Source organism: Pseudoxanthobacter sp. M-2, from assembly GCF_046156265.1.
In the GTDB taxonomy this organism is placed as follows: domain Bacteria; phylum Pseudomonadota; class Alphaproteobacteria; order Rhizobiales; family Segnochrobactraceae; genus CAMDHY01.
In genome coordinates, this window is record NZ_JAWDIR010000047.1 from 46,394 (window position 1) to 62,145 (window position 15,752).

The window sequence follows — 15,752 nt, forward strand, 5'->3', positions numbered from 1 at the left end:
GTCCTCAGCGCCGGCCGAACAGGCGCTCGATGTCGGCGAGCGTCAGGCGCACGAAGGTCGGGCGGCCGTGGTTGCAGGTGCCGGAATTCGGCGTCTCCTCCATCTCGCGGAGCAGCGCGTCCATCTCCTCCGGCCTGAGGCGACGGCCGGCGCGCACGGAGCCGTGGCAGGCGACGGTGGCGGCGATGCGGTCGAGGCGGGCCTCCAGCGCGTCGGCGCGGTCGAACTCGGCAATCTCGTCGGCGAGGTCGCGCACCAGCTTGCCGGCGTCGACGCGGCCGAGCAGCGCCGGCGTCTCGCGCACGGCCACCGCCCCCGGGCCAAACCCCTCGATGACGAGGCCGAGGCCGGCGAGCGCGTCCGCGAAGCCGACGAGGCGCTCGACGTCGTCGGCCGGCAGCTCGACGATCTCCGGTACCAGCAGCATCTGGGTCGGCACGCCGTTGCGGGCGCGCGCCGCCTTCAGCTTTTCGTAGACGAGGCGCTCGTGGGCGGCGTGCTGGTCGACCAGCACGATGCCGTCGGCCGTCTGGGCGACGATGTAGGTCTCGTGCAGCTGCGCCCGGGCAGCCCCGAGCGGCCGGTCGAGGTGCTCCGGCAGCACCGGGCCGGCATCGGCGCGGCGGTCGGCGGAGGGCGCGGCGGTGGCGGCGAAGGCCGCCTGGGCGCCGTCCGCAAAGCCGGCGGGCGCCGCCACTCCGGCTACCTGCACGCCCCCGACCGTCTCCAGCGGACGCAGCGGCGACACGCGCCAGTCGGTCGCCGGCTGCGAAGCTCCGCCGCCGCCGGGCCGGAAGGCGCCGATCGTCGCCGCGGCACCGGCACGCGATGGCTCGAGAGCGGTGCGGGCGATCATCTGGCGGATCGCGCCGATCATCAGACCGCGCACAAGGCCGGGGTCGCGGAAGCGCACGTCGGCTTTCGCCGGATGCACGTTGACGTCGACCTCGTGCGGGTCGAGGTCGATGAACAGCACGGCGGCCGGGTGGCGGTCGCGGGCGATGGCGTCCTGGTAGGCGGCGCGGAGCGCGCCCATCAGCACGCGGTCGCGCACCGGCCGGCCATTGACGAAGAGATATTGCTGGGCGGCCGTCCCGCGCGTCGCCGTCGGCAGCCCGGCGAGCCCGCCGAGACGGATGTCCTCCCGGGCCGCGTCGATCTCTATCGCATCCTCGACGAAGGCCTGGCCGACGACGTCGGCGATGCGCCGCCGCAGGGCGTCGGGGCCGGTGCGGGCGGGCCACTCCAGCGGCGCCCGGTCGGCGCCGGCGAGGGTGAAGGCGACGTGGGGGGCGGCGAGCGCCAGCCGGCGCACCACCTCGGTGATCGCCGTCGCCTCGGCGCGCTCCGACTTCAGGAACTTCAGCCGCGCCGGCGTCGCATAGAACAGGTCGGCCACCTCGACGCGGGTGCCGCGGACCATCGCCGACGGCCGCACCGGCTCGCGCCGGCCGCCGGCCACGACGATCTCCAGTCCATGCGGCGCGCCGGCGGCGCGGGTGGCGATGGAGAGCCTGGCCACCGCCCCGATCGAGGGCAGCGCCTCGCCGCGGAAGCCCAGCGTGGCGATCGCCGCGAGGTCGCCCCCCGGCAGCTTCGAGGTGCAGTGGCGCTCGACGGCCAGCGCGAGGTCGGCCTCGTCCATGCCGATGCCGTCATCGGTGACGCGGATCAGCGCCTTGCCGCCGCCGGCCGTCACCACTTCGATGCGGGTGGCGCCGGCGTCGAGCGCGTTCTCGACGAGCTCCTTGACGACGCTCGCCGGCCGCTCGACCACCTCGCCGGCGGCGATGCGGTTGATGACGCCGTCCTCGAGCTGCCGTACCGCCGCCATCCGTCCTCCGTAACCCCGCACCTCTGCGCGACTCGAAGCCGGGCGGTGCGTCCCACGCGTGCTTTTCCCTCTTTCGGCCGATGCCCTCAAGGGGCACCGCCGCAGGACTTCCATGGCCGATGGCCGATGCTCCTCGCGACCGCGCCGAGGATCGCGACAGCCGGCCCCCGCGCTGCCAGACCTCATGCAAGCTCGGCGCAGGTCGCGGGTGTCAGGGAAGGCTTTCCCGCGCTGCACCGTATGCATTCAGGGCGGCCCGGACTTGCGCGATCCCCGGACCGCCCTAGACCCCGGAAGGCTGGAACAGGGCTCGCACATGCTGTCGCCTCACGTCCCGGTCGGGTCCGCGTCGGTCAGGCGTTCGGAGATCGACGGACTCCTCGCGCTCGCCTGCGCGGCTCTCGACGTGCCCGTCGTGCTGCTCGCGATGGCCTGCCACGAGACCATCGTGGCCTGCCGGGCGCCCGACGCCGATTGCGGCGACGTGCCGACCGACCGCGCCTTCTGCGATCTCCCCGCGACGCTGCAGGACGGCGTCTTCGTCGAAGACGTCGCCGGCGATCCGCGCCTCACCGGCCGCCGCCTCGGCCCGGATGGCCCGCCCGTCCGCTTCTATGCCGGAGTGCCCGTCACGCCCGAGACGGGCCGTCCGATCGCGTCCCTCGTCGTGATCGACACGCGGCCCCGACAAGCCTCTGCCGAGATGCGGCAGCGACTGCGCGAGCTCGCCCGGATCGTCGCGGTCCTGCTCGTCGACGCGCAGCGAGCCCGCCAGGTCGGCAACCTCGCCGACGCCCTCGCCGAGCAGATCGAGCGGACGCATCGGGAACAGGTGGCGATGGAGCGCTATCGCAAGATGTACGAGCGCACCTCGGCGCTCGGTCACATCGGCGTGTGGGAGTGCGACCTCGCCACCGAACAGCTGACCTGGACGAACGGCGTCTACGACATCTTCGAGCTGCCGCGCGGCTCGGCCGTGACGCGCGAGGTCATTCTGTCGCTCTATGAGCGCTCCTCGCGCCTGCGCATGGAGCGGCTGCGGCGGAAGGCGATCGAGGCGTGCTCGAGCTGCAGCCTCGATATCCGCATCCGCACGATGACCGGCCTGCGCCGGTGGGTCCGCCTCACCATCGAGGTCGAGGCGGAAAACGGGCGGGCAGTGCGCATCTTCGGGCTGAAGCAGGACATCACCCAGGAGAAGGACCTGCTCGATCGCCTGCGCCGCCTTGCCGAGATTGACCCGCTGACCGGCATCGCCAACCGCTCGATGTTCGAGGCGAAGCTCGCGAGGGCACTCGCCCCGGACAGTCGCGGTGCGCCGCCGGCGGCGCTGGCCCTGATCGATCTCGATGGCTTCAAGGAGCTCAACGACACCTTCGGCCACGCTGCCGGCGACGAATGCCTGCGGCAGATCGGCCGGCGCCTGCGCACCGTCTTCCGCCGCCCGCACGAGATCGGGCGCATGGGCGGCGACGAGTTCGCCGTGCTTGTCCGCGGGCGGCGGTCGCAGGCGGAGCTCGCGGCGCTCGTCCGCACGGCCATCGCCGAGATCGGCCGGCCGGTTCCCTTCGAGGGCAACGACCTCGTCGTCGGTGCCAGCGTCGGCGTGACGCGACCGGTCGACATGCGGGCGCACGACCCCGGCGGCCTGTTCGCCGAGGCGGACCGGGCGATGTATGCCGCCAAGCGCGCCGGCCGCAACACCGTGCGCTTCCACGCCCCGGCGGGCGGACCGGCGGAGGCGCCCTGCGGTGCCGCGGCACACCGCGCGCCGCGTGCCCGCCGCTTGACCGCGAGGGCCGGCGCGTCTACCCCCGCGCGATGAGCGCAGACGCCCCCGACATCGCCACCGCCCCGCCGATCCTGCCCGGATTGTCCGCCCTCGCCGGGCGCTACGACGCCCTCGTCTGCGACGTCTGGGGGGTCGTCCACAATGGCGTCGAGGCCTACCCTGCCGCGGTCGAGGCGCTCACGCGCTTCCGCGCCGGCGGTGGCGCCGTCGTGCTGGTGACGAACTCGCCACGCCGCGAGGACGGCGTCATCGAGCAGCTCGGCCTGCTCGGCGTGCCGCGCGACGCCTATGACAGCGCCGTCACCTCCGGCGAGCTCACCTTCTCCCGCCTCGTCGCCCACGGCGCGAAGCGCGTCCACCAGATCGGCCCGCCGCGCGACGTCGTCTTCTACGAGGGCACCGACATCGCGCTGGTCGCCCCCGAGGATGCCGAGATTGTCGTCTGCTCGGGCATCGAGGACGAGGACGAGGGCCAGCCGGAGGACTATCGCGAGCGCTTCGAGGCGATGGTGGGCCGTGGCCTGACGATGCTCTGCGCCAACCCCGACATCGTGGTGGAGCGCGGGCCGCGGCTCTTGTGGTGCGCCGGCGCGCTCGCCCGCGTCTATGGCGACCTCGGCGGCAAGGTGGAGCTCCTCGGCAAGCCGCACCAGCCGATCTACGACGAGGCGAAGCGGCGCATCGCGGCACTTCGGCCCGAGGCACGCGTGCTCGCCGTCGGCGACGGTCTCGCCACCGACGTGCGCGGCGCCGTCGACCACGGCATCGACGTGCTGTTCGTCATCGGCGGCATCCACGGCCACGAGTTCGGCGGCATCGAGACCTCCGATCCGCGCCTGATCGCCGCCCGTCTCGCCTCCGAGGGATTGCGCGCGACCGCCTGCGTGCCGATGCTGCGCTGGGGCTGAGCGGCCGCCCGCCGCCGCCGCGCCACGTTAGGACCGAGCATGGACGCCGACACGCCCGCACCCGAGACAGCGCCCACCAGCCTGCCGCCGCTGCGCACCCTCTATTTCGAGGACCTCGCCGTCGGCATGAGCGAGACGCTATCGAAGACGGTGCTCTCCTCAGACGTCGTCGGCTTCGCCGAGGTCTCGGGCGACCGCAACCCGATCCATCTCTCGGAGCACTTCGCCGCCCGCACGCCCTTCCGCACCCGCATCGCCCACGGCCTCTACACGGCGAGCCTGATCTCCGCCGTCCTCGGCACACGCCTGCCGGGTCCCGGCGCCATCTACCTGTCGCAGACGCTGAACTTCCACGCCCCCGTCCACATCGGCGACACCGTGACGGTGACGGTCGAGGTAGCTGAACTCGTCGAGCGTGGCCGGCGGGCGCGGCTCACCTGCATCTGCGCCGTCGACGGCAAGACGGTGCTCGACGGCGAGGCGCTGGTGAAGGTGCCGACCAGGGCGGAAGGCCCGAAGCTGCTGTGACCTTCGCATCGAGCCAGGCCTGATGACGCTCGCCTCCGATCTCGATGCCGTGCGGCCGTTCTCGGTACCGCTCGCGGCGACCGGCCCCGGCGAGCGGCGGGCCGTCGTGGCGATCGGCAATTTCGACGGCGTCCACCGCGGCCACCAGGCGGTGCTGTCGCAGGCGCGCCGCATCGCCGACGAGGCCGGCGCGGCGGCGCTCGCGCTCACCTTCGAGCCACATCCGCGCACGCTGTTCCGCCCCGACCAGCCGGTGTTCCGCCTGACGCCGCCGGCGGCGAAGGCGCGCGTTCTCTCGGCGCTCGGCCTCGACGGCATGATCGTCGCCGGCTTCGACCGCGCCTTCTCCGAGCGCACCGCCGATGGCTTCGTCGACGACGTGCTGATCGCCGGCCTCGGCGTCCGCCACGTCGTCATCGGCTACGATTTCCACTTCGGCAAGGCGCGCTCCGGCACCCCAGCCTTCCTCGCGGATGCCGGTGCCCGTCACGGCTTCGGCGTCACCGTGGTGTCGCCGTGGAAGGACGAGACCGGCGGCGCGGTGTCGGCGACGCGGGTGCGCGATGCGCTGTCGCACGGCGACGTCCCCGCCGCGAATGCGCTGCTCGGCTGGCGCTGGCAGGTCGACGGTGAGGTCCGCCACGGCGACAAGCGCGGCCGCCTCCTCGGCTATCCGACGGCGAACCTCCGCCTGCCCGAGGACTGCGCCGCCGCCCACGGCATCTATGCCGTGCGCGTGCGCATCGGAGGGACGCTGCACGATGGCGTCGCGAGCTACGGCCGGCGGCCGACCTTCGACGACGGCGCGCCGCTCTTCGAGGTGAACCTCTTCGACTTTTCCGGCGACCTCTACGGCAAGACGCTGGTGGTGACGCTGGTCGAGCGGCTGCGCGGCGAGGAGAAGTTTTCAAGCGCCGAGGCGCTGATCGCCCAGATGGACCGCGACGCGGCCAAGGCCCGCGCCGTGCTTGCCGCGATGACGCCGCTGTCGGATCTCGACGCGGTGCTGAGCTTCTGAAACGGCCGCGTGACGGCCGATCCAAGCGACAAGACGGGGAGGGCGGCATGGGCGAGGCAACTGCGCGGCGGATCGCGATGGTGACGGGTGCGGGCAGCGGCGTCGGCAAGGCGGCGGCGCTCGGCCTCGCCGCGGCGGGGTGGACGCTGGTCCTCGCCGGACGGCGGCGCGAGCCGCTCGAGGCGGTGGCGGCCGAGATCGGCGGCGAGAGCCTCGTCGTGCCGACCGACGTCGGCGACGAGACCGCGGTGGCGGCGCTCTTCGCCGCGACGCGCGAGCGCTTCGGCCGGCTCGACCTCCTCTTCAACAATGCCGGGCTGTTCTCGCCCTCGGTGCCGCTCGACGAACTGCCCGTTGCGACGCTGCGGTCGGTGCTCGACGCCAACCTCCTCGGCGTCTTCCTGTGCACCCGCGAGGCGATGGCGCTGATGAAGGCGCAAAGCCCACGCGGTGGCCGCATCATCAACAACGGCTCGATCTCCGCCCATGCCCCGCGCCCGAACTCGGCACCCTACACGGCGACCAAGCACGCCATCACCGGCCTGACGAAATCCGTCGCCCTCGACGGCCGCGCCTTCGACATCGCCTGCGGCCAGATCGACATCGGCAACGCCGCCACCGACATGACGACGCGCATGGCCGACGGCGTGCCCCAGGCCGACGGCCGGCTGGCAGTGGAGCCGCGCATGGACGTCAGCCATGTCGCCGACGCGATCGTCTGGATGGCGAGCCTGCCGCCCGAGGCGAACGTGCCCTTCCTCACCGTGATGGCGACGAAGATGCCGTTCGTCGGGCGGGGGTAGGGGGGCGGGCGGCGCTCAGCCGGCGAGTTGAGCGACGACCCGCCGGGTCGCCTCGGCGAGGACCGCCTCGCGCTCGGCCAGCGGCGCCTTGCGCATTTCGGTGTAGTAGATCGCGATCGTCAGCGGCGGCCCTTCGGGCGGGGTCAGGACGGCGATGTCGTTGACCGGGCTGCGGCCGGTGCCGGTCTTGTGGGCCACCGTCCAGCCCTTCGGCACGCCCGCCCTGATGCGGTTCGGGCCCGTGGGCGTGGCGACGAGCCAGCCGGTCAGGCGACGGCGGCTCTCGGCGGAGAGCACGTCGCCGAGGACGACGGCCTGAAGGTTCGCCACCGTGCGGTCCGGCGTGGTGGTGTCGCGCGGGTCGCCGGGGACGGCGGAATTCATCTCCGGCTCCAGACGATCGACGCGGGTGACCCTGTCGCCGATCGAGGGATACCAGGCGGCCCAGGATTCGAGGCCGCCCACTTCCCGGATCAGGATATTGGCGGCCGGATTGTCGCTGAGCTCGACGGTGCCCTTGCAGAGAGCCTCGATCGTCAGTGTCTTGCCGACCGCTGGCTTGGTGACGGGGGCGTGTTGGATCATGTCCGCTGCCGTCACCGGCACGCGCCGGTCGAGCGCCTCCTCGCCGCGGTCGACGCGGGCGAGCACGGCGGCGGCGAGGAAGAGCTTGAAGGTCGAGCAATAGGCGAAGCGCTCGTCGCCACGCCAGGCGACGTGCCGGCCATCGCAGCTTGCGGCGACGCCGAGGCGCCCGCCGTGGCGTGTCTCGAGGTCGGCAAGGTCGAGCCCCGTGCCGGTCGCGGCAAAGGCCGGCCGCGCGCCGCCCAGGCCGACCGCTCCGAGGCCCAGCGTTCCGACGCCCAGGGCACCGAGGCCGATCCCGCCGAGGCCGAGCAACACGCTGCGCCGCCTCACCCGGGTCTCTCCCGCCATCTCGACCTCCGTCATCGAACGTCCCGTCTCGTTCGTCGTCCGCATCCGCGTCTCCGGTCGCTCGCCCGCCCGCGCCCCTTGGCGAGCGGACGATGGGGGCCCTCTGTGGCGCGAGGCGGGCCGGAAAGGGGAGGGGTCGGGGCAGGGGACGGCAGGGAATGGCCCGCGACGCGCCGGCGGAGCGCGGATGGCAGCAGGACGCAGAAAAATCGCGGCGTCGGGAATAAGCCGCCGGCGCCGTCGTTCTTCCCCCGTCACTCCACCGATGAAGGCGGGATCGCCGCGGTGGGGTCCTCGAACAGGGAGACCGATGATGACCTCCAAGCTCGCCATCCTCGCCGCGCTCGGCCTCGGCGCCACCGCCACCGCCGCGGCGCCGGCGCTTGCCGGCCCGCTGTCGCCGCACGCGCTGACGTCCTTCGAGACGGCCTTCCCGGACGTCGTTCAGGTCGACAACGACGACGACAACGACTGGAACGACAACGACGACGACCGCGACGACGACGACAACGATGACGATCGGGACGACGACAACGACGACGACGACAATGACCGTAACAACAACAACAACAACAACAACGACGACGAAGACGACGACCGGGATGACGATCGCAACGACAACAGCAATGACGATGATGACGACGACGACCGCGGCAAGGGGAAGGGCAAGAAGGGGAAGGGCGACGACGACCGCGGCAAGGGCAAGAAGGGCAAGGGTGGCGACGACCGCAACGACGGCAAGGGCAAGGGCAAGGGCGGCAAGAACGGCAAGGGCGGCCGTGACCGCGGCGACGATCGCGGCGAGCGCGGTGGCCGGAACGCCGCCATCTTCGAGCTCTCCCCGCGCCTCGAGGGCGACAGCTGGCAGGGCCTGGTGATCCTGGTCGACGACGACGGCGACGACGATGACCGCGACGACCGCCGCGAGCGCGACGGCGACGACGACTGATCATCGTCACAGACCTGAGGTGACGACCATCCGAGGTGACGGCGACCGATCGTCGTCACCTCGGGCCCCGACAACAGAGCGCCTCCCGGATCCTCCGGGGGGCGCTTTCGCGCATGGGACCGGTCGCGTCTGCCACCCCCCTTCTCCCATCGTCAGATGGGAGAAGGTGCCCCCGAAGGGGGCGGATGAGGGCGGCGCGGCAGAGCCGCGCCGGAGGCGGACGGCAATGGGTTTTCGATGGGTTCCGGCAGGTGGTGACGTCGCTTCCGCTCCTTGCGGAGCGGCCCTCATCCGGCCTTCGGCCACCTTCTCCCGCTCGCGCGGGAGAAGGAAAACCTCACCGCATCGCTGCGTCCGCTTCCAGCGCCACCCCCTGCAGCGCTGGCGCGGCGCACGGGCCCGGGGCCTGGACGAGGCCGTGGCCGAACACCGGGTCGCGGCCCGGGTCGCCGAGGTCGACGGCGCCAGCGGCAAGGGCCGCGACGGTGTCCGCCACCGGCACGGCGGCGGGATCCGGCAGTTCCGCCCGGGCGGCCGCGACTGCCGCGGCGACGAAGGGCACCGCATAGGACGTGCCGGAGCGCTGCCGCACGCCGCGCACCGAGCGCGCCACCGTGAGCTGCACGCCCGGCGCTGCGAAGGCGACGTGGGCGCCCTGGCCGGCATTGCGGTAGACGCGGCCGCGGCCGTCGACGGCGGTCACCGCGACGACGCCCGCATAGGCGGCCGGAAAGCGCGGCTCGGCGCGCGGCCCCTCGTTGCCGGCGGCGGCGACGATCGCGACGTTGCGGGCGAGCGTCGCCGTGACGGCGCGCTCGAGCAGCGCGTTCGCGGGTCCCGACAGCGACAGGCTCATCACCTCGACCTCGCCGGCGAGGCGGTCGATCGCCCGCACCAGCGAGAAGGCGTCGGCGGCGGCGCCGGCGCCATCGCGGTGGAAGGCCTCGACCGCGATCAGTTTCGCCTGGGGCAGCAGACCGGGGGAGCGCGAGGACGGGTCACCGAGAAATAGCGCCGCCACCGCCGTGCCGTGCAGGGCGTCGGCCGGCGGCCGCTCGGAGCCTGCCATCGGCACCACGGTGAGGTCGCGGCCGGCGAGGGCCTCGAGGTCCGGATTGACGCCGGTGTCGATCATGCCGATCACCGGCGTGACCGCGCATGCCCGCGGCGGCGCCATCCAGCCGACCTGCTCGAAGGCGGCGCACGCCTCGCCGATGCACGGTCCGTCGACCGCCGGCGGCGCCGCATCGGCCTCCGGCTCGTCCGGGCGGTAGAGCGTGTTGAGGTCGAGGACGGCGGTCGGCGCGGCGGCGGCGACGGCGGCGCGCGCAGCCTCGAGGCTGGTGCCGGCGGGCGCCCGCAGCCGCGCCACCTCGCCGCCGATCAGCGCCACCGGTGCCTGTTCGACGACCGTGTAGCCGGCGGCGGTGATGCGGCCGAGGTCGTCCGCCGAGGTGACGGCGACGACGAATTCCGGCGGTGGCGGCGGCAGCGGGGCCGCGCGGGCGGCGGGCGGTCGCCGCTGTTCCTGGCGGCGGACCTGCCGCTTGCCGGCACGATCGTCCGGCCGCTTCATCAGGCGGCGGATGGCGTCGTCGATCGGCAGCCGGCTGGTCGCGGGGCCGGTGCGGGCTCCCTCCGTGCCGGACGGCGACGGGCCGCCACGTCCGCCACGTCCGCCACGGCCACCGCCGCGGCCACCGCCACCGTCGTCGCCGTCGTCATCGGCGATCGCCGGTGCAGCGGCGAACGGCGCGAGCGCGGACGGCATCAGCGGTGCCACGGCGATGACAGCAGCGGCGGTCGCGGCCAGCAGCAGCGGTCGTCGGGCGGGCGTGGGCAGGCTGGACGGCATCGGGTGCTCCTCGGTCGCCGAGACATGGGTCGCCGCTTCAACGTTGGAAGTGCTTCGACATTCCCCCCGGCACACAAATCCGTCAGAACGGGGAATAAGCCGCCGCGCCGCACGTTGAAGTCGCGTTCGCACCACGGCGACGGGGAAACGCATGGCGACGGTGGAGATCGGGGACGAGATCGTGGCGATGCTGCCGCGGCTGCGCAGCTTCGCGCTGTCGCTGGCGCGGCGGCGCGACGAGGCGGACGACCTCGTGCAGGCCGCCTGCGAGCGGGCCTTCGGCGCGATCGACACCTGGCGGCCGGGCACCCGGCTCGACGCCTGGATATTCCGCATCCTGCGCAACCTGTGGATCGACCGCCACCGGCGCCGCCGCGACGAGACCTCGCTCGACGACGACGAGGCGGGCCTGTCAGTCGCCGGCGAGGACGGGCGCCACACCGTCGAGGTGCGCTCGACGATGGCGGCGGTGCGGGCGGCGATCGACCGACTGCCCGAGGACCAGCGGGAGGTGCTGATGCTCGTCTGCGTCGAGGATCTCAGCTACCGCGATGCCGCCGAGGTTCTGGAGGTGCCGATCGGCACGGTGATGAGCCGGCTGTCGCGGGCCCGGCGAGCACTCGCAGCCGCGCTCGACGCGCCGGCGGCGCAGCCGGTGGACCGCACGGTGGGAGGACGGCCATGACCGAGGAGACGGGCCGGGAGCCGGCGATGGAGATGAGTGACGAGATGCTGATGGCTTATGTCGACGGCGAACTCGCCGCAGAGGATGCGGCGGCTGTCGAGCGCGCCATCGCCGCGGACGCCGGCCTGAAGCGGCGGGCCGCCGACTTCCGCGACACCCGCATGCTCGCCCGCGGCGCGCTCGCCGAGGCACGGGCCGAGCCGGTGCCGGCGGCGCTGGTCGCGGCGGTGCGGGCGGCGGCCGAACGGGCACGGCAGGCGTCCGTGGCCCCGAATCCGGCGTCCCCGAATCCGGCGACCCCGAATTCGGCGGCACCGAGTCTGGCGCCGGAACCGGCACCCGAAATCGGCGCCCGCGTCATCGCCTTTCCGCAGCGGCGGCGGGCGGCGCTGCTGGCGCTGCCGATCGCGGCGAGCCTGATGATCGCTGCCGGCCTCGCCGGCTTCCTGATCGGCGATGCGCGGGCGCCCGTCACCGACGTCGCCACCGTGGCGCCGCTCGGTGGCGACGGGGCGGTGACGGGGGCGCTCGCCGGCCTCGTCTCCGGCGAAGAGCGGACGCTAGCCGACGGACGGCGGATCGCGGCGGTGGCGAGCTTCCCGGTCGACGACGGCGTCTGCCGCGTCTTCACGGTGCGCGGTGCCGAGGCTGGCGCGGTCGAAGGGGTGGCGTGCGATCGTGGCTCCGGCCTCGTCGTCGAGGTGGCGGTGACGGCGACCAGCGACGACGGCGCCTACACGCCGGCCTCCGACGTCGCCACCGGCGTCGTCGACGCCTTCCTCGACGCGGCCGGCGCGGGTGCCTCGTTGACGGTGGAGGAGGAGCGGGCGCTGCCGCGGCGTTGACCGCTCAGGCGCGGCCCGCCAGCGTCTGCCGCAGCCAGCGCCGGAAGGGGGCGACGGCCGCCGCCTCGACGCGGCGGTTCGGGCGGACGATGTGGTAGCCCCGGGCGCTGGTGACGGCGGGGAGCGGCGCCGGCACGAGCAGGCCACGCTCCAGCGCGTCGTCGACCAGCGGCCGCCAGCCGAGCGCCAGGCCCTGGCCGGCGATCGCCGCCTGCACGACCAGGATGTAGTTGTTGAAGGCGAGACCCGGCGTGCGCCCCGTGAGGCGCGTGCCGATGCTGTCCGCATAGTCCGACCAGCCGAGCCAGCGACCCGGCCCGGGGGCGTCGAGGTGGAGGAGCGGCAGCCGGTCGAGATCGGCGACGCCGGCCACCGCCGTCTCCGCCAGGAAGCCGGGGGAGGCCACCGGCGTGACGTGCTCGCCGACGAGGAGGCTCGCCCGCGCCCGCGGCCACGGGCCGCCGCCGAAGACGATCGAGACGTCCTCCGCATCCGAGTCCGGGTCGAAGTCCTCCTGGCGCGTGACGATGCGGACGTCGACGTCGCCCATCACCCGCCGCATCTCGGAAAGCCGCGGCAGCAGCCAGAAGGCGGCGAAGCCGAAGTCGGTTGCGACCGTCAGAGTGTGGGCGCCGCCGATGGTTCGCGCAGTCTCCACGGCCCGGGCGAGGGCGGCGAGCGCCTCGCCGGTGGCGCTCGCGAGGTGCAGGCACGCCTCCGTCGGCGTGACGCCGCGCCAGACGCGGTCGAACAGCGGCACGCCGAGCTTTTCCTCGAGCGCCGCGATCTGCCGGCTGACCGCCGACTGCGTCAGGCCTAGCTCGCGCGCCGCCGCCGTGAAGCCGCGGTGTCGAACCGCCGCCTCCAGCACCGCGAACTGTTGCAGAGGCGGCAATCGGGGTCGTGATGCCATGACGTCCACTCATGCCTTCATCTGGTGAGCGCGAGTTTACGGCAACCGCTGATCGCCGGAAACTCTGATGATGCCTGAGGTGAAGCGGGGTGGACGGTGGTGGGCCGGCGGCGACTGAACGTACTCCTGATCATGGCGGACCAGCTCAATCCGATGGTCCTGCCCGCCTATGGCGGCCGCGCCCGCACGCCGGCGATCGACCGGCTGGCGGAGAACGGGGCCGTCTTCGACGCCGCCTATTGCAACAGCCCGCTGTGTGCGCCGTCACGCGCGGCGTTCATGACCGGCCGGCTGCCGTCGCGCACCGGCGGCTACGACAACGCCGCGCCGTTCGGCTCGGACGTGCCGACCTTCGCCCACCTGATGCGGATGCGCGGCTACCGCACGACGCTCGCCGGCAAGATGCACTTCGCCGGGCCGGACCAGCTGCACGGCTTCGAGGAGCGGCTCACCACCGACATCTACCCGGCCGACTTCGGCTGGACGCCGGACTGGGCGCGGCCGGAGCGGCGGCCGAGCTGGTACCACAACATGAGCTCGGTCGCGGACGCCGGCACCTGCATCCGGACGAACCAGCTCGACTTCGATGAGGAGGTGGCGTTTACCGCCGAGCGGGCGATCTTCGACGCCGCCCGCGGCGCTGACGCCCGGCCGTTCTGCCTCGTCGCCTCGCTGACGCACCCGCACGACCCGTTCGCCGTGCCCCGCCGCTTCTTCGACCTCTACAGCGACGCGGACGCCGGCCTGCCGCGGCTGGGGCTCGGCGACGTGGCCCTCGACCCGCACTCGGCGCGGCTGCGCCACGTCTCCAACATGGACGTCGAGCCGGTCAGCGGGACGCAAGTGATCACGGCGCGGCGCGCCTATCTCGGCGCCGTGTCCTTCGTCGACGAGATCGTCGGCCGGCTGACGGGTGCCTTGGAGGAGACCGGGCTCGCCGACGACACCGTTGTGATCCTGACCAGCGACCACGGCGAGATGCTGGGCGAGCGCGGGCTCTGGTACAAGATGAGCTTCTTCGAGGGCTCGGCGCGGGTGCCGCTGATCGTCCACGCGCCGCACCACATCGGGGCCCGCCGCGTCGCGTCGGCGGTGTCGCTCGTCGATCTCACCCCGACGCTCGCGGGCATCGCCGCCGACGGTGCCCCGACCGAGGGCCTCGACGAGATCGACGGCCGCAGCCTGCTGCCACATCTCTCCGGCGCACAGGGCCATGACGAGGCGATCGGCGAGTACCTGGCGGAGGGCGCGGTGGCGCCGGTGGTGATGATCCGCCGCGGCGACACCAAGTTCATCCACAGCCCCGTCGATCCCGACCAGCTCTACGACCTTGGCGCCGACCCCTACGAGCGCGTGAACCTCGCCGCTGAGCCGGCGCACGCGGCCGCCGTTTCGGCGCTGCGGAGCGAGATCGCCGGCCGCTGGGACCTCGCGGCGCTCGACGCTGATGTGCGGGCGAGCCAGCGGCGGCGGCGGCTCGTCGCCGGGGCCCTCACCGAGGGCGCCGACCCGAAGTGGGATCACCAGCCGATCCGCGACGCCTCGCGCAGCTACATCCGCCGCTATGCCGATCTCGACGACCTCGAGGCGCGCGCCCGCTTTCCGCGCGTGCGTGCCGCCACCGCCGACGCGGCCTGAGCCGCGTCGGGGACCCAAAGAAAAAACAACACAAGCCTCCAGAACCGACCAGCAAGGGACCACGACCATGACCCCCACGATGAAAGCCGTGCTCGCCCTCGCCGCCGCGACGGCGCTCTCCACCTTCGCCCCCGCCGCCTTCGCCGCCGACGCGCCCGCCTGCCAGACGGTGCGCATGTCAGATCCGGGCTGGACTGACATCACCTCCACCAACGCGCTGTTCGGTGTCGTCGCCGAGGCGCTCGGCTACGAGCAGAAGGTCAACACGCTCGCCGTCCCCGTCACCTTCGAGGGGCTGAAGATCGGCGAGCTCGACGTCTTCCTCGGCAACTGGATGCCGGTGCAGGCGCGCTTCGTCGAGCCGCTGGTCGCCTCCGGCGACATGGTGGTGGTGAAGAAGAACCTCGACGGCATCCGCTTCACGCTGGCGGTGCCGAAGTACGTCGCCGACGGCGGCGTCAAAGACTTCAAGGACCTCGCCGCCCACGCCGACAAGTTCGGCTCGAAGATCTACTCGATCGAGGCGGGATCGGCAGTCAACCAGACGCTCACCAAGATGGTCGAGCAGGGCGACCACGGGCTGAAGGGCTGGGACATCGTCGAATCCTCCGAGCAGGGCATGCTCGGCCAGGTGAAGCGCTCCGAGGGCCGCGACGAGTGGATCGTCTTCCCGGCGTGGGAGCCGCATCCGATGAACACCAACCACGACCTCGTCTATCTCTCGGGCGGCGACGCCGAGTTCGGCCCGAACTTCGGCTCCTCCAGCGTCCACACCGTCACCCGCAAGGGCTTCGCCGAGGACTGCCCGAACCTCAACAAGCTGCTGACCCAGATGACGTTCACCGTCGACATGGAGAACGAGATCATGGGCGAGATCCTCGACGGCGGCACCGACCCGAAGAAGGCGGCGCTCGCCTACCTGAAGGCGCACCCGGACGTGGTGACGCCGTGGGTCGCCGGGGTCACAACCTTCGACGGCGGCGACGGCGCGGCGGCGGTGAAGGCGGCAATCGGCGGCTGAGGCCATCCGCTCACCAGACCGGCGGGT

The 15,752-nt window shown here is 72.9% G+C and carries 14 protein-coding genes; 10 read left to right on the top strand and 4 right to left on the bottom strand.

All coding sequences use genetic code 11. The features are described from left to right. Positions 1-4: 4 nt before the first annotated feature. On the bottom strand, positions 5-1,834 hold the full coding sequence (gene mutL / locus RUR49_RS24325; protein WP_409149051.1) for a DNA mismatch repair endonuclease MutL: 1,830 nt from the start codon (positions 1,832-1,834) through the stop codon (positions 5-7). 316 nt (positions 1,835-2,150) lie between these two features. Here mutL and RUR49_RS24330 point away from each other — a divergent pair, with 316 nt between their 5' ends. Genes RUR49_RS24330 through RUR49_RS24350 form a run of 5 tightly spaced genes read left to right on the top strand, consistent with a single transcriptional unit; the run spans position 2,151 to position 6,883 of the window. After that, a complete protein-coding gene (locus RUR49_RS24330; protein WP_409149052.1) occupies positions 2,151-3,659 on the top strand; it encodes a diguanylate cyclase domain-containing protein in 1,509 nt (502 codons plus the stop codon). Continuing rightward, positions 3,656-4,534 carry a TIGR01459 family HAD-type hydrolase gene (locus tag RUR49_RS24335; protein ID WP_409149053.1) on the top strand — a complete coding sequence of 293 codons (879 nt, stop codon included), beginning with the start codon at positions 3,656-3,658 and terminating at the stop codon, positions 4,532-4,534. The genes RUR49_RS24330 and RUR49_RS24335 overlap by 4 nt, the downstream gene beginning before the upstream one ends. A 39-nt stretch (positions 4,535-4,573) precedes the next feature. Continuing rightward, on the top strand, positions 4,574-5,062 hold the full coding sequence (locus tag RUR49_RS24340) for a MaoC family dehydratase (protein WP_409149054.1): 489 nt from the start codon (positions 4,574-4,576) through the stop codon (positions 5,060-5,062). A gap of 22 nt (positions 5,063-5,084) precedes the next feature. Continuing rightward, positions 5,085-6,080: a bifunctional riboflavin kinase/FAD synthetase gene (locus RUR49_RS24345; protein ID WP_409149055.1), complete on the top strand. Its 996-nt coding sequence runs from the start codon at positions 5,085-5,087 to the stop codon at positions 6,078-6,080. Between the two features lie 47 nt (positions 6,081-6,127). After that, positions 6,128-6,883 carry an SDR family oxidoreductase gene (locus RUR49_RS24350; protein WP_409149056.1) on the top strand — a complete coding sequence of 252 codons (756 nt, stop codon included), beginning with the start codon at positions 6,128-6,130 and terminating at the stop codon, positions 6,881-6,883. 15 nt (positions 6,884-6,898) lie between these two features. On the opposite strand, the gene bla is transcribed toward RUR49_RS24350, so the two are convergent. Beyond that, positions 6,899-7,864 carry a class A beta-lactamase gene (gene bla / locus RUR49_RS24355; RefSeq protein ID WP_409149057.1) on the bottom strand — a complete coding sequence of 322 codons (966 nt, stop codon included), beginning with the start codon at positions 7,862-7,864 and terminating at the stop codon, positions 6,899-6,901. A gap of 268 nt (positions 7,865-8,132) precedes the next feature. Between bla and RUR49_RS24360 the strand changes: the two genes are divergently transcribed. After that, positions 8,133-8,768: a hypothetical protein gene (locus RUR49_RS24360; protein ID WP_409149058.1), complete on the top strand. Its 636-nt coding sequence runs from the start codon at positions 8,133-8,135 to the stop codon at positions 8,766-8,768. Positions 8,769-9,105: 337 nt separating this feature from the next. Here the strand turns inward: RUR49_RS24360 and RUR49_RS24365 are convergent, their stop codons facing one another. Next, positions 9,106-10,623, bottom strand: coding sequence for a S8 family serine peptidase (locus RUR49_RS24365; protein ID WP_409149059.1), 1,518 nt, complete (start codon positions 10,621-10,623; stop codon positions 9,106-9,108). Positions 10,624-10,774: 151 nt separating this feature from the next. Here RUR49_RS24365 and RUR49_RS24370 point away from each other — a divergent pair, with 151 nt between their 5' ends. Together RUR49_RS24370 and RUR49_RS24375 are read left to right on the top strand one after the other, a co-directional pair. Beyond that, the gene (locus RUR49_RS24370; protein WP_409149060.1) at positions 10,775-11,308 is read left to right on the top strand and encodes an RNA polymerase sigma factor; all 534 of its coding nucleotides are present in this window, start codon (positions 10,775-10,777) and stop codon (positions 11,306-11,308) included. Continuing rightward, positions 11,305-12,153: a zf-HC2 domain-containing protein gene (locus tag RUR49_RS24375; RefSeq protein WP_409149061.1), complete on the top strand. Its 849-nt coding sequence runs from the start codon at positions 11,305-11,307 to the stop codon at positions 12,151-12,153. Before RUR49_RS24370 ends, RUR49_RS24375 begins: the two co-directional genes overlap by 4 nt. A gap of 4 nt (positions 12,154-12,157) precedes the next feature. On the opposite strand, the gene RUR49_RS24380 is transcribed toward RUR49_RS24375, so the two are convergent. Then, positions 12,158-13,066, bottom strand: coding sequence for a LysR substrate-binding domain-containing protein (locus tag RUR49_RS24380; protein WP_409149062.1), 909 nt, complete (start codon positions 13,064-13,066; stop codon positions 12,158-12,160). A 99-nt stretch (positions 13,067-13,165) separates the two neighbouring features. Between RUR49_RS24380 and betC the strand changes: the two genes are divergently transcribed. Both betC and choX read left to right on the top strand, forming a co-directional pair. Further along, positions 13,166-14,704, top strand: a complete 1,539-nt coding sequence (betC, locus tag RUR49_RS24385; protein ID WP_409149063.1) for a choline-sulfatase — start codon at positions 13,166-13,168, stop codon at positions 14,702-14,704. Between the two features lie 67 nt (positions 14,705-14,771). Then, positions 14,772-15,725 (top strand): choline ABC transporter substrate-binding protein, encoded by a 954-nt coding sequence (gene choX / locus RUR49_RS24390; protein WP_409149064.1) that lies wholly within the window; start codon positions 14,772-14,774, stop codon positions 15,723-15,725. Positions 15,726-15,752 lie beyond the last annotated feature (27 nt).

Excerpts from the sequence above, each read along its gene's own strand:
- choX (WP_409149064.1), top strand. The coding sequence starts at position 14,772 with ATGACCCCCACGATGAAAGCCGTGCTCGCCCTCGCCGCCGCGACGGCG.
- RUR49_RS24345 (WP_409149055.1), top strand. The coding sequence starts at position 5,085 with ATGACGCTCGCCTCCGATCTCGATGCCGTGCGGCCGTTCTCGGTACCG.
- RUR49_RS24340 (WP_409149054.1), top strand. The coding sequence starts at position 4,574 with ATGGACGCCGACACGCCCGCACCCGAGACAGCGCCCACCAGCCTGCCG.
- RUR49_RS24350 (WP_409149056.1), top strand. The coding sequence starts at position 6,128 with ATGGGCGAGGCAACTGCGCGGCGGATCGCGATGGTGACGGGTGCGGGC.
- RUR49_RS24330 (WP_409149052.1), top strand. The coding sequence starts at position 2,151 with ATGCTGTCGCCTCACGTCCCGGTCGGGTCCGCGTCGGTCAGGCGTTCG.
- bla (WP_409149057.1), bottom strand. The coding sequence starts at position 7,864 with ATGCGGACGACGAACGAGACGGGACGTTCGATGACGGAGGTCGAGATG.
- RUR49_RS24335 (WP_409149053.1), top strand. The coding sequence starts at position 3,656 with ATGAGCGCAGACGCCCCCGACATCGCCACCGCCCCGCCGATCCTGCCC.
- mutL (WP_409149051.1), bottom strand. The coding sequence starts at position 1,834 with ATGGCGGCGGTACGGCAGCTCGAGGACGGCGTCATCAACCGCATCGCC.
- RUR49_RS24375 (WP_409149061.1), top strand. The coding sequence starts at position 11,305 with ATGACCGAGGAGACGGGCCGGGAGCCGGCGATGGAGATGAGTGACGAG.
- RUR49_RS24360 (WP_409149058.1), top strand. The coding sequence starts at position 8,133 with ATGACCTCCAAGCTCGCCATCCTCGCCGCGCTCGGCCTCGGCGCCACC.
- RUR49_RS24365 (WP_409149059.1), bottom strand. The coding sequence starts at position 10,623 with ATGCCGTCCAGCCTGCCCACGCCCGCCCGACGACCGCTGCTGCTGGCC.
- RUR49_RS24380 (WP_409149062.1), bottom strand. The coding sequence starts at position 13,066 with ATGGCATCACGACCCCGATTGCCGCCTCTGCAACAGTTCGCGGTGCTG.
- RUR49_RS24370 (WP_409149060.1), top strand. The coding sequence starts at position 10,775 with ATGGCGACGGTGGAGATCGGGGACGAGATCGTGGCGATGCTGCCGCGG.